Raw genomic sequence first — 13,068 nt, forward strand, 5'->3', positions numbered from 1 at the left:
TCATTCCTTCCGTTGGTAGGCGGCCAGCGCTTCGCGGGCCTTTTCGAGGACTTCGGGGGTGGCGAGCGGGTTCATGAACAGGTGCCCGGCGGCCGCCGACATCCGCAGCATCGCTTCGCTCGTGCCCGGCTGTTCGCCGAGCGCGCGGGCGACGTGGTCCTGCAGGATCATCAGCCCGCCGGTCATCGCGGCGAGCGCGGCCGCGACACCGCGCGGGTCGGGCATGTCCAGGCCCTGCTCGCGGAAGTAGCGCTCGGTGTTGTCGACGATCTCGACGAACTGCGCGGCGGCGGCATCGGAGCCGTCGATCATCGCGCGGCCCAGGTACCGGCGGTACAGCAGCTGGCGGGCGTCGAACGTCGGGAGGAAGCCCGGGTTCGCGGCCCCCTTCGCCAGCACCTCCTCCTTGAACTTCACCAGCTCGTCGAAGACGTAGTCGTCGCACGCCTCGCGCAGACCTTCCTTGGAGCCGAAGTGGTGGCGGATCAGGCCACCCGAGACCCCGGCTTCCCCCGCGATGTCGAGGATCGACGTCTTCTCCATGCCCCGCTCGGTGAAGAGCTTGATGGCGGCGTCCCGGATCCGGGCCCGTGCGGTGAAGTCTTCGGTGCTCATGAAGGTCCTATACGTGCGTGTAGTCGACTACACGCAAATATAGCGCGCTACACGCACGTATAGCAAGGCGGCACTTTCACGTGAAAGTGCCGGTTCCGGTTGCCGCCTAACCGGTGATCACGTTGGGCCATTCGGCCCACAACCAATTGCGGTCGATGGGCTAACTGTCTGATTGCTGACGAAGATCTCACGATGTGTACTTCTCGGACGCATCTCTTCACGAAGGGTCGTTCTCAGTGACACAGCTCAGATCGCGCTGGAGACGGCGGGCCGGGATCACCGTCCTCGCCACCGCACTCGGCGCCTCCGTCCTCGGCGTGGCCGTTCCGGTGGCCGCCGCCCAGACCGCCCCGCCGACCTCGGGCGCGGCCGACGGCAAGACGCTCGACGAGCACGACCGCGCGCTCGTCGCCGAAGCCGAGAAGGCCGGCAAGCCCGACGTCACGCTGCTGATCGCGGCCGAGAAGGGCCAGACCGGCGCGGCCGTCGACCAGCTCAAGGCGCTCGGTGGCGTCGTCCAGTCCACCGACACCAAGCTCGACTACGTCAAGGTCACCATCGCGCCCGAAAAGGCGGAGAAGGCCGCGAAGCTCAAGGCGGTCAACGCCGTCGACGTCGACGGCCTCGTCTACCGCGACGACCCGAAGCCCGACGGCGCGACCACCCCGCTGCCGCAGCCGGCCCCGGGCAAGGACACCCCGCGCGTCAACCCGTACCTGCCGACCGGTGACACCTACGCCGCGCAGTTCGGCCAGGTCCTGCCCAGCTGGGACGGCAAGGACACCACCGTCGCGGTGCTCGACTCCGGCGTCGACCTCGACTCCCCCGCGCTGGCCACCACCAGCCACGGCGAACGCAAGATCGTCGACTGGTACAACGCCAACGCCACCAACTCCGGCGACGGCACCTGGGTCAAGCAGTCCACCCAGACCTACACCGGCACGTTCACCGCGAACGGCAAGAGCTGGACGGCTCCGGCGACCGGCGGCCCGTACACCTTCGGCGTGTTCGGCGAGACCGCGGGCGACCTGGGCGCGGCGGACAGCGAGACCGGCGGTGACATCAACCGCGACGGCGACCGCGCCGACTCCTGGGGCGTGCTGCTCGACAGCGCGACCAAGGAGGTCCGCGTCGACCTCAACGGCAACGGCGACTTCACCGACGAGAAGCCGATGACCGACTACGCCAAGAAGTACGACGTCGGCTTCTTCGGCACCGACAACCCGGCGACCGACATCGCCGAGCGGATGGCCTTCGTCGTCCAGACCGACAAGCCGGGCTACGTCGGGATCGGCATCGCCGGCGCCGAGCACGGCTCGCACGTCGCCGGCATCGCCACCGGCAACGACCTGTTCGGCGGCAAGATGGACGGCGCGGCCCCGGGCGCGAAGGTCCTGGCGGTCAAGGTCTGCCTCACCGGCAGCGCCTGCACCTCCTCCGGCCTCGTCGACGGGGTCGTCTACGCCGCGAGCCACGGCGCCGACGTCATCAACATCTCGATCGGCGGCCTGCCGGCGCTCAACGACGGCAACAACGCCCGCGCGGAGCTCTACAACCGCACGATCGCCGAGTACAACGTCCAGATCTTCATCTCGGCGGGCAACAGCGGCGCCGGGGCGAACACCGTCGGCGACCCGTCGGTGGCCACGGACGCGATCTCGGTCGGCTCGTACATCACCAAGGAGACCTGGCTCTCGAACTACGGCTCGAAGACCCAGAACGCCGAGTCGCTGCACCCGTTCTCCTCGCGCGGCCCGCGTGAGGACGGCGGCTTCAAGCCGGACATCATCGCGCCCGGCGCGGCGATCTCCACCACCCCGCGCTGGGAAGCACCGGGCCCGGTGGCCGGCACGTACACCCTGCCGGCCGGCTACGCGATGCTGCAGGGCACGTCGATGGCAGCGCCGCAGGCGACCGGCGCGGCGGCACTGCTGGTGAGCGCGTACAAGGCGACGCACAACGGCCAGCGGCCGCCGGTGGCGCAGCTGCGTTCGGCGATCAAGTCGACCGCGCGGTTCGTGCCGGGCATCGGCGCGTACGCCCAGGGCGCGGGCCTGTTCAACGTCCCGGCCGCGTTCGTCGCGCTGTCGCTCAACCCGAAGCCGGACGCCGTTTCGACGTCGGTCGAGGTGCACACCGCGCTGTCGGGCCTGCTGGCCAAGCCGAACACCGGCGTGGGCATCCACGACCGCGAAGGCGTGACCACGGGCAAGGCCTACACCCGCACGTACACGATCACCCGCACCACGGGTTCGGCGCACCCGGTGCCGTACTTCGCGCGGTGGACCGGCAACGACGGGACGTTCTCCTCGGCGTCGACGGTGGTCCTGCCGCTGAACACGCCGGTGAAGTTCGACGTCAAGGTGAACCCGAAGAACGCGGGCGTCCACTCGGCGCTGCTGTACCTGGACAACCCGCTGACGATCGGCATCGACGTGCAGACCCTCAACACGGTCTTCGCGCCGCAGGAGTTCACCGCCGGCAAGGGCTTCCAGGTCGACGTGTCCGGCAAGATCGCCCGCAACCAGGCGACCAGCTACTTCGTGCGGGTGCCGCAGGGCGCCAGCGCGCTGAAGGTGGACCTGGACGCCGGCGCCGGCGCCCCGGGCAAGGGCCAGGTGCGGTTCCTGCGCTACGACCCGACCGGCGTACCGGCCGAGGCGAGCACCTCGACGACGTACTGCTACCTCCCCGACGCGGGGGCCGGCTGCCCGGGCGGCACGCCCACCAGCCGGACGTTCGCGAACCCGCTGCCGGGCGTGTGGGAGATCGTCGTCGAAGCGCGCCGGACGTCCGATGTGGACAATGCGGCGTACAAGCTGAGCGCGTCGGTGCTGGGCACGGCGATCACGCCGAACCCGGACACGATCGCCTCGGCCACGCTGGGCCAGCCGGTCGCGCGGTCCTACACCGTGCAGAACACGCTCGGCGCGTTCACCGGCAAGCTGAACGGCGCCACGCTGGGCAGCGCGAAGGTCTCGCGGCCGTCGATCGCCGAAGGCGCGCAGCAGCAGTACCAGATCGCGGTGACGCCGGGTTCGACGTCGCTGACCGCGACCATCGGCAAGACGTCCGACGTCGGCGCCGACCTGGACCTGGTGCTGTACAACTGCACGACCGGTACCTGCGTGGTGGCCGGCCAGAGCGCCGACGGTGACTCGGAAGAGTCGGTGACCATCGCCAACCCGGCGGCGGGCATCTGGGTCGCGCTGGTCGACGGGTACGCCGTGCCCGCCGGCACCACCGAGTACGACTACCTCGACGTGTTCACCAACCCGGCGTTCGGTTCGGTCGCGGTGACCGACGCGAACGCGGCGCGGGCGTCGGGCACGTCGTGGACGGTGCCGGCGACGGTGACGGCCACGGCCGCCCCCGCGGCGGGCCGGATCCTGCGCGGTCAGCTGACCGTGCAGACCGACACCGGGGTCACGGTCGGCTCCTCGCTGGTGCTGGTCAACGCGGTGAGCTAGTCCCGCTCAACGGAAACCGCCCCGGGTGCGCCCGGGGCGGTTTTCGTATCCGCTGGTGGGTTTCCGACGCAAGTTTGCGTATGTGCGGTCAACTCTTGTCCACCTTCGGTGCGTGTCCGTATGGTCTCCGAACATGCGCCGGATTTCGACGTTCTTCGCCGCACTTCTCTTGCTGGCGGCCACTTTGCCGGGTGCCGCGCACGCGGCGGAACTTTCCGGTCGTACCCATTTGTTCTACTACCCGTGGTACGGCGGCGGTTCCACCGGCTACCGGCATTGGACGCAAGGCGGCCACACGCCGCCCTCCGACATCGGCGCGAACTTCTACCCGGTGCTGGGACCGTACGACTCCGGCGATTACTCCGGGGCCGTCGAGCAGCACATGCGGTGGATCGAGCAGTCCGGCGCCGGGGTGATCGTCTACAGCTGGTGGGGCCAGGGGTCCTATGAGGACGGTCTGGCGGCCGGCGTGCTGGAAGCCGCGGCCCGGCACGGGATCAAGGTCGCGTGGCACCTCGAGCCGTACAGCGGGCGGACGGCGGCGTCCACTGTGGCCGATGTGAACTACATCCAGAGCCGCTACGGTTCGAGCCCGGCGTACTACCGCGAGGGCGGGCGCGGCGCGTTCTACGTCTTCGAAAGCCTGCGCACCACGGACTGGACCGAGCTGGACCAGGTCCGGCCGTCGGCGATCGTGCTGGCGCAGACGACGGACACGAGCAAGGTCGCGCACTTCGGCGGGATGTACACCTACGACGCGATCGCCGGGGCCACCGCGCCCGGCTGGGCGGGTGCGAGCGCGTACTGCGAGGCGAACGGCCTGGTGTGGGCGCCCTCGGTGGGGCCGGGGTACGTGGACGACCGCGCGGTGCCGGGCAACACGACACCGACGCTGGGCCGTGACGACGGGGCGACTTACGACCGGGAGTGGCAGAACGCGCTCGCGTCGGGGGCGGACTGGGTTTCGGTGACGTCGTTCAACGAGTGGCACGAGGGATCGGCCATCGAACCGGCTCGCTCGGCTCCGCCTGCTTCGGGGTACGAGACTTTCGCGGGCGCCTATGGGACTTCCGGCCCGGCGTCGGAGACGGCTTACCTGGATCGGACCCGCTACTGGACCACCCGGCTCGCCGCCCCGGCGGCTTACGCCTCCTGAGCCCGGCTCACGAACGGCGCCGGATCGGCCAGCACCCGGTGCACCACCCGGCCCGCCGCACCGAGTGTCGCGGCGGCTCCGCCCAGCCGTGACGCCGACAGCACCGGTGGCTCGCCCCGGAGGCCGCCGAGCCGGGCCGACAGCACCTCCGACACCGGGCCGGACAGCCACGGGTACAGCTGCGTGAACACCCCGCCCAGCACGATCCGGTCCACGTCCAGGAGGTTGACCGCCGACGTCAGAGCGAGGCCCAGAGCGTTCCCCGCGGCTTCGCACGCCTCGAGCGCCACCCGGTCGTCGCGCTGGAGAGCGGTCAGCAACGCGGGCAGCGACGCCGCCTCCCCCGCCGTGAGCAATGCTTCCTGGCCCGCGAACGTCTCCAGGCACCCGCTGCCGCCGCACCGGCACAGCGGCCCCTGCGGAGCGACCACGACGTGGCCCAGCTCCCCCGCCAGCCCGCGGGCGCCCGAGAACAGCGTGCCGTTCACGACCAGTCCCGCGCCGATGCCCACTTCGCCCGACACGTAGAGGAAGTCGCGCTCGCCGTCGCCGTACCAAAGCTCGCCCAGGGCCGCCAGGTTCGCTTCGTTGTCCAGCTCCACCGGGACGGGCAGGCGCAGCAGGTCGGCCGCGCGGACGTCCTGCCAGCCGAGGTTGGGGGCGCTGAACAGCACGCCGTCGCCGACCGGGCCGGACACCGCCAGCACCGCCCCCGCCACCTCCAGCCCCAGCCGGTGGGCTTCGGCCAGCGCCTCGGCCGCCAGTGCCTGGAGTTCGGCGAGGACTTTCTTCGGCCGCGATCCGCGGTTGTCCCGCTCGCGGCGGGCGGCGAACCGGACGCCGCCGGTGAGGTCGAGCACGCGCACCGCGAGGTAGTCGACGTTGATCTCCAGTCCCAGCGACGCCACGCGCGCCCCGCTGAGCACGACCTCCACTCCTGGCCGGCCGCGTTCGCCCGCGCGCGCGGGCCCGGTCTCGGCCAGCAGGCCCGCGTCCACCAGGTCGCCGACGAGCTTCGAGACCGTCGACTTCGTCAGGCCGGTCAGTTCGGCGAGCGCGGCGCGGGTCAGCGGGCCGCCGCGGCCGACGGCGCCCAGCACGACCTCGAGGTTGCGCGCGCGCATCGAATCGTGCCGCACGGCCTGGGTCATCGCGTCCTCCCGAGAAGCACTCTAACCGGGCCCCTTGACGCCCGGGACCCCCGCGGCGCATATTTAGTCTACAACGTGAACTAAATGAAGGGACAGTCATGAGCGACTACGCTCCCCAGCCGGCCGACAAGTTCACCTTCGGCCTCTGGACCGTGGGCTGGCCCGCGAACGACCCGTTCGGGGTCGCGACGCGGCCGCCGCTGGACCCGGTGGAGAGCGTGCACCGGCTCGCGGAGCTGGGCGCCTACGGCGTGACGTTCCACGACGACGACCTGCTGGCCACCGAGCCCGACCGGGACACGGCGATCGAGCGGTTCCGCAAGGCGCTCGCGGAGACCGGCCTGAAGGTCCCGATGGCGACGACCAACCTGTTCACCCACCCGGTGTTCAAGGACGGCGGGCTGACCAGCAACGACCGCGACGTCCGGCGGTACGCGCTGCGGAAGGTCCGCCGCAACCTCGACCTCGCGGCCGAGCTCGGCGCCGAGACCTACGTCGTCTGGGGCGGCCGCGAAGGCGCCGAGTCCGACGCCGCCAAGGACGTCCGGGCGGCGCTCGACCGCTACAAGGAGGGTCTCGACCTCCTCGCGGACTACGTCGTCGAGAAGGGCTACTCGCTGCGGTTCGCGCTCGAGCCGAAGCCGAACGAGCCGCGCGGCGACATCCTGCTGCCGACGATCGGGCACGCGCTGGGCTTCATCTCGCAGCTGTCGCGGCCGGAGATGTTCGGGCTGAACCCGGAGGTCGGGCACGAGCAGATGGCCGGCCTCAACTTCGTGCACGGCATCTCGCAGGCGCTGTGGCAGGGCAAGCTGTTCCACATCGACCTCAACGGCCAGCACGGCCCGAAGTACGACCAGGACCTGATCTTCGGCCACGGCGACACGAAGAGCGCGTTCTTCCTGGTCGACCTGCTGGAGAACGGCGGCTACGAGGGTCCGCGCCACTTCGACTACAAGCCGCTGCGCACGGAGGACCCGGCGGACGTGTGGGTGTCCGCGGCGGCGAACATGCGGACCTACCTGATCCTGAAGGAGAAGTCGGCCAAGTTCCGTTCGGACCCGGAGGTCGTCGAAGCCCTCGCCGCCTCCCGCGTCCCGGACCTGGCCACGCCGACGCTGGCCCCGGGCGAGACGTTCGACGACGTCCTGAAGGACGACTTCGACGTGGAGGCGGCGGCCCAGCGCGGGTACCACTTCACCCGGCTGAACCAGCTCGCCCTGGAGCACCTGCTCGGCGTCCGCTGACGGCTAGCCTGGGGGGATGCTGCGCGACGCGAAGTTCGAAGCCCGCATCCCCACCCAGGACCTGGCCCGGGCGCGCCGGTGGTACGCGGAGAAGCTCGGTCTCGAAGCGGCCGAGGAGCGCGAAGGCGGCCTGCGCTACGAAGGCGCGTCGGGCGTGTTCTGCCTGTTCGCCTCCGCCGGCGCGTCCGACGGTTCGTTCACGCAGATGGGCTTCTACGTGGACGACATCGAGGCGGCGGTCACCGAACTGCGGGCCCGCGGTGTGGTGTTCGAGGAGTACGAGGGCTGTGTCAACGGGATCATGGACATCCGCGGCAACTACCCGAGCAAGGGCAGCGGCGAACGCGCGGCGTGGTTCCGCGACAGCGAGGGCAACATGCTCGGGATCGCCGAAGTGACCCCCTGAAAGCCGTGCAGGGCGCGTTGAGTGGCCCTCAACGCGCCCTGCACGGACTTACGACACCGTGAGCGTGTCGATGTCGAACAGCGAACCCGAGCCGCCCCGGAAGACCAGGTGGAGCGGGCCCGAGCCCGGCGTCACCGCGGTCGAGACCGTCTGGAACGTCTCCCAGCCGCCCGTGTTCGGCACCGTCACCGTGCCCAGCAGGGCGCCGGTCGCCGAGCCGTCGCGGATCTCGATCGTGCCGCCCGCGCCGGCCGACGACACCACCGCGCTGAACCGCGAAATCCCGGCCGTGCTCACCGACGCGTAGCCGGCCCAGTCGCCGTTCTCGATGTAGCCCAGGGTGTTGCCGCCGCTCGCCGGGGCGTGCGGGGCGATCTGCACCCCGGAGCCCGACGTGAACGACTCACCCTCCACAGTGGACGACGAAGACCCGCACGACGCCGGGGCGACCCCCGCCGCGTACCGGATCGCGCCCAGCAGCGAGGTGCGGAACACCGCGTCCGAGTACGACTCGATCGTGTGGCCAAGGCCGGTGTAGAACGCCCTGCCGCTCCCCTGTGGGTGGCACCACGTGATCGGGTGGTCGGCCCCCATCTCGCCGCCCGTGTAGCTCGACTCGTCCAGCGTCTGGAGCACGTGGACGCTGCCGCGCGGGTTCGTGCGGTAGTTGTACAGCTCGTCCGTGCGGGTCCACACCGCGGGCAGGTTCGCCGTGGCGGGATGGGTCGCGTCCTCCGTCACGAACCGGGCCTGCTGGATCGCCGGGTGGCTCTTGAACCACGCGCCGACCAGCTGCCCGTACCACGGCCAGTCGTACTCGGTGTCGGCCGCGGCGTGGATCCCGAGGTAGCCGCCGCCTCCCTCCACATAGGACTCGAACGCCGCCTGCTGCGTCGCGTCCAGGACGTCACCCGTGGTCGAGAGGAACACCACCGCCTCGTACGAAGCCAGCGAAGCGGCCGTGAACACCGACGCGTCCTCGGTCGCCGTCACGGTGAAGCCGTTCGCCTCGCCCAGTTCCCGGATCGCCTGGATCCCCGCCGGGATCGAGTCGTGGCGGAAGCCCGCCGTCTTGGAGAACACCAGCACGTCGTACGACGGGTCCACCTGCGTCGGCATACCGCTCAGCGTAAAGGAATCGACGTCGAACAGGGAACCGGAACCGCCGCGGAACACCAGGAACAACGGCCCCGAACCACCCGACACCGACGTCGTCACGTTCTGGAAGGTCTCCCAGTCCCCGGTCGGGGGCACGGCCACCGACCCCAGCAGCGGCCCGGTCGCCGAACCGGACCGGATCTCGATCGTGCCGCCGGCGCCGGCCGAGGAGATCCGCGCCGAGAACGACCGCGCGCCCGCCGTGCTCACCGACGCGTACCCGGCCCAGTCGCCGTCTTCGAGGTAGCCGAGGGTGTTGCCACCGCTCGCCGCGGCGTGCGGCGCGATCTGCACGCCGGAGCCCGACGTGAACGACTCGCCCTCGATCGCCGGGGACGCGGTCGTGAACGTGAACGCGTCCAGGTCGAACAGGTTCCCCTGCCCGGTGACGCCGGCGAACACGAGGTACAGCGCCGTCGTCCCGGAGGGCCGGTTCGCCAGGTTCGCCGTGACGGTCTGGAACGTGTCCCAGTCCCCGGTGTTCGCCACCGCCGCCGAGCCCAGCAGGGTGCCGGTCGGCGAGCCGGCCCGGACCTCCAGGGTGCCGCCAGGCCCGCCGGAGGACACCCGCGCGCTGATCGACGTGGCGTTGCCCAGCGCGTACGGCGTGAACGAGATCCAGTCGCCGTTGTCGGTGTAGCCGACCGTCCGGCCGCCCTCCGCCGCGCTGTGGTCGGCGAGCTGGATGCCGGACTGCGCCGCGAAGTGCTCCGCCTGGCGGTGCCGCGGTTGCAGCTTGCGCACGCTGTGCGAGGTCAGCCCGCCCTGGTCGGTGTACTGCGCGTCGAAGACGCCGTAGATGTTGGCCGCGGCGTCGTGCTCACCGTCCACCGGGACCGCGATCGAGCCGCTGCACCCGGTCGCCTGCGTGATCTGGTGCTCGTGGCTGTCGTGGCCGAGGAGGTAGGTGACCTTGACCTTCGAGCAGTCCAGCGGCCCGTCCTCCGGATCGCTGCCCGTCACCTGGAAGGGCACGGTGTCACCGAAGGAGAACAGCTGACCGTCCACAGGGGATCCGAGCGTGACCGACGGCGCCGTGTTCCCGACCGTCACCACGAGGCTGGCCGTGCCGGTCAGCCCTTCCGGATCGGACACGGTCAACGTCGGCGAGTACGTGCCGTTGGTGGTGTAGGTGTGCGCCGGGTTCGCCGCCGTCGACGTGGCGCCGTCGCCGAAGTCCCAGCGGTAGGTCAACGCCCCGCCTTCGGGATCGGTGCTTCCCGCGGAGGAGAAGTCCACCGTCAAGGGATTCGGTCCGGACGTCTTGTCGGCCGCGGCCTTCGCGACCGGGTTGCGGTTGGTGCCCGCCAGGTACTCGATCCGGTAGAGCGCCTGGTTGTCGTCCCCGGTGCCGTAATCGAGGACGTACAGGGCGCCGTCCGGGCCGAACGCCATGTCCATCACCTGCGTGCCGGTCCACGGGAAGTCCTCGATCCCACCGCGGGTCCCGTCCGCGTTGACGGTCACCGCCTTGATCCACTTGCGCCCGTACTCCCCCGCGAAGAACTTGCCGTCCAAGGACTGCGGGAACTTGACGGTGGACGTCGAAGCGGCGTCGTACCGGTAGACCGGCCCGCCCATCGGCGACTCCGAGCCGCTGCCGAACTCCGGCGGCGAGCCCTCGTCGCCCGCGTACTTGATCCACGCCGGCTTCGGCACCGGCAGCTTGGCGAGACCGGTGTTGCGGAACGAAGAGTTGGTCGGCCCGCCCGCGCAGTCGTACTTCGCGCCCGACGGGCCGCTCGGGAACGTGTAGTGGTTGTACGTCTCGGTCGTGGTGTTCGAGCCGGTGCAGTAGGGCCAGCCGAAGTTGCCCGGCCCGGTGATCCGGTCGAACTCGACCTGCCCCTGCGGCCCGCGGTTCGGGTCGGTCGTGCCGGCGTCCGGGCCGTAGTCGCCGAGGTAGACGACGCCGGTCGGTTTGTCGACACTCATCCGGAACGGGTTGCGGAAGCCCATCGCGTAGATCTCCGGCCGCGTGTTCGCGGTGCCCGGCGCGAAGAGGTTCCCCGCCGGGACCGTGTACGTCCCGTCGGCCTCCGGGTGGATCCGCAGCAGCTTGCCGCGCAGGTCGTTCGTGTTGCCGGACGAGCGTTGCGCGTCGAACTGCGGGTTGCGCGTGGTCCGCTCGTCGATCGGCGAGTAGCTGTCGGAGGAGAACGGGTTGGTGTCGTCGCCGGTGGTCAGGTAGAGGTTGCCGGCGGCGTCGAAGTCGATGTCCCCGCCGACGTGGCAGCACTGGCCGCGGTCGTTGGCGACCTTCAGCACGACTTTCTCGCTGGCCAGGTCGAGGGTGTTGTCGGTCTTGAGGACGAACCGCGACAGGTGCAGCTCGCCCTTGAACGGCGCGAAGTCCGCCTCGGTGCCGTCGGTGGGCGCGTCACCGTCCGGTGTGGACAGCCGCGGCGAGAAGTACAGCCAGACGAACCGGTTCGTCGCGAAGCCGGGGTCGGCGGCGACGCCCTGGAGGCCTTCCTCGTCGTGGGTGTAGACGTTCAGCTTGGCCGCGACCGAGGTCGCGCCGGCCGCGGTGGTGACCCGGACGGTGCCGTCGCGGGAGGTGTGCACGACCGATCGGTCGGGCAGCACGGCGAGCGACATCGCCTCGCCCAGCTCGGCCGCGCCGGTGGCCAGGGCGACCTGCTGGTAGTCCGCGGGCGGGATATCCGCGCGCGCCGGGGTGTCGACGGTGAGCAGGAGGCCGGCGCCCAGTACCGCGGCGCCGAACAGCCTCGCCCACTTCGGTGGGGACGGAGACATGTGGATCCTTCCTGATTTTGAGCGTGCTTCGCCCCGGTGTGGCGCGAAGCCGGTTTCGATCACCTTCCGACGGGGCTGGCGGTCACCCGTTGAACAGAAGCGCTACTTCGAGGAGAACGCGGCGTCGAACGCCGCCGTGGGTGGGGTGAAGTTGAGCTTGCGGACGAACTCCAGCGCTTCGGGAGCGCCGGTGAGCCGGTCCATGCCCGCGTCCTCCCACTCGATGGAGATCGGGCCGTCGTACCCGATGGCGTTGAGCATGCGGAAGACGTCCTCCCAGGGGACGTCGCCGTGGCCGGTCGAGACGAAGTCCCAGCCGCGGCGCGGGTCGGCCCACGGCAGGTGCGAGCCCATCCGCCCGTTGCGGCCGTTGAGCTGCTTGCGGGCCTCCTTGCAGTCGACGTGGTAGATCCGGTCCTTGAAGTCCCACAGGAACCCGGCCGGGTCGAGGTCCTGCCAGACGAAGTGGGACGGGTCGAAGTTCAGCCCGAACGCTTCGCGGTGCCCGATGGCCTCCAGGGTCCGGACGGTGCTCCAGTAGTCGTAGGCGATCTCGCTGGGGTGCACCTCGTGGGCGAACCGGACACCGACCTCGTCGAAGACGTCCAGGATCGGGTTCCAGCGCGTCGCGAAGTCGGCGTACCCGCGGTCGACCATCGACGGCGGCACCGGCGGGAACATCGCCACCGTGTGCCAGATCGACGAGCCGGTGAAACCGACCACAGTGGACACCCCGAGCTTCGCCGCGGCGCGGGCGGTGGCCTGCATTTCGGCCGCCGCCCGCTGCCGGACGCCTTCGGGTTCGCCGTCGCCCCAGATCCGCGCGGGCAGGATGCCCTCGTGCCGCTCGTCGATCGGGTGGTCGCAGACGGCCTGGCCCACCAGGTGGTTCGAGATGGCCCACACCTTGAGGTCGTACTTGGCCAGCGTTTCCCGTTTCGCCGGGACGTACCCGTCTTCGGAAAGCGCGCGATCCACTTCGAAGTGGTCGCCCCAGCAAGCGATCTCGAGGCCTTCGTAACCCCAGCCGCTCGCCAGCTCGCACACCTCCTCGAACGGCAGATCGGCCCACTGCCCGGTGAACAACGTCAACGGTCGTGCCATC

General features: G+C 70.4%; 8 protein-coding genes. 4 read left to right on the forward strand and 4 right to left on the reverse strand.

From position 1 onward, the window contains the following. Positions 1-615 (reverse strand): TetR/AcrR family transcriptional regulator, encoded by a 615-nt coding sequence (locus tag ACWEVP_RS15285; RefSeq protein WP_452063161.1) that lies wholly within the window; start codon positions 613-615, stop codon positions 1-3. Between the two features lie 236 nt (positions 616-851). On the opposite strand from ACWEVP_RS15285, the gene ACWEVP_RS15290 reads away from it, so the two are divergent. Together ACWEVP_RS15290 and ACWEVP_RS15295 are read left to right on the forward strand one after the other, a co-directional pair. Beyond that, positions 852-4,085, forward strand: a complete 3,234-nt coding sequence (locus ACWEVP_RS15290; RefSeq protein WP_452063162.1) for a S8 family serine peptidase — start codon at positions 852-854, stop codon at positions 4,083-4,085. A 133-nt stretch (positions 4,086-4,218) separates the two neighbouring features. Further along, positions 4,219-5,241, forward strand: coding sequence for a glycoside hydrolase family 99 protein (locus ACWEVP_RS15295; RefSeq protein ID WP_452063163.1), 1,023 nt, complete (start codon positions 4,219-4,221; stop codon positions 5,239-5,241). Here the strand turns inward: ACWEVP_RS15295 and ACWEVP_RS15300 are convergent. Then, on the reverse strand, positions 5,229-6,392 hold the full coding sequence (locus ACWEVP_RS15300; protein WP_452063164.1) for an ROK family transcriptional regulator: 1,164 nt from the start codon (positions 6,390-6,392) through the stop codon (positions 5,229-5,231). The two genes, ACWEVP_RS15295 and ACWEVP_RS15300, sit on opposite strands and share 13 nt — an antisense overlap. A gap of 98 nt (positions 6,393-6,490) precedes the next feature. Here ACWEVP_RS15300 and xylA point away from each other — a divergent pair, with 98 nt between their 5' ends. After that, on the forward strand, positions 6,491-7,639 hold the full coding sequence (gene xylA, locus ACWEVP_RS15305) for a xylose isomerase (RefSeq protein ID WP_452063165.1): 1,149 nt from the start codon (positions 6,491-6,493) through the stop codon (positions 7,637-7,639). Positions 7,640-7,655: 16 nt separating this feature from the next. Continuing rightward, a complete protein-coding gene (locus tag ACWEVP_RS15310) occupies positions 7,656-8,045 on the forward strand; it encodes a VOC family protein (RefSeq protein ID WP_452063166.1) in 390 nt (129 codons plus the stop codon). Positions 8,046-8,093: 48 nt separating this feature from the next. Here the strand turns inward: ACWEVP_RS15310 and ACWEVP_RS15315 are convergent, their stop codons facing one another. Together ACWEVP_RS15315 and ACWEVP_RS15320 are read right to left on the reverse strand one after the other, a co-directional pair. Further along, positions 8,094-11,963, reverse strand: coding sequence for a carbohydrate-binding protein (locus tag ACWEVP_RS15315; RefSeq protein ID WP_452063167.1), 3,870 nt, complete (start codon positions 11,961-11,963; stop codon positions 8,094-8,096). 102 nt (positions 11,964-12,065) lie between these two features. Beyond that, complete coding sequence (locus ACWEVP_RS15320) at positions 12,066-13,067, reverse strand: sugar phosphate isomerase/epimerase family protein (protein ID WP_452063168.1); 1,002 nt, start codon at positions 13,065-13,067, stop codon at positions 12,066-12,068. Between the last annotated feature and the right edge of the window lies 1 nt (position 13,068).

It is taken from the genome of Amycolatopsis sp. NPDC003865 (assembly GCF_053605345.1).

Bases quoted from the DNA above. Each gene is read 5' to 3' on its own strand.
- ACWEVP_RS15285 (WP_452063161.1), bottom strand. From the start codon at position 615: ATGAGCACCGAAGACTTCACCGCACGGGCCCGGATCCGGGACGCCGCC.
- ACWEVP_RS15295 (WP_452063163.1), top strand. From the start codon at position 4,219: ATGCGCCGGATTTCGACGTTCTTCGCCGCACTTCTCTTGCTGGCGGCC.
- ACWEVP_RS15320 (WP_452063168.1), bottom strand. From the start codon at position 13,067: ATGGCACGACCGTTGACGTTGTTCACCGGGCAGTGGGCCGATCTGCCG.
- ACWEVP_RS15300 (WP_452063164.1), bottom strand. From the start codon at position 6,392: ATGACCCAGGCCGTGCGGCACGATTCGATGCGCGCGCGCAACCTCGAG.
- xylA (WP_452063165.1), top strand. From the start codon at position 6,491: ATGAGCGACTACGCTCCCCAGCCGGCCGACAAGTTCACCTTCGGCCTC.
- ACWEVP_RS15315 (WP_452063167.1), bottom strand. From the start codon at position 11,963: ATGTCTCCGTCCCCACCGAAGTGGGCGAGGCTGTTCGGCGCCGCGGTA.
- ACWEVP_RS15310 (WP_452063166.1), top strand. From the start codon at position 7,656: ATGCTGCGCGACGCGAAGTTCGAAGCCCGCATCCCCACCCAGGACCTG.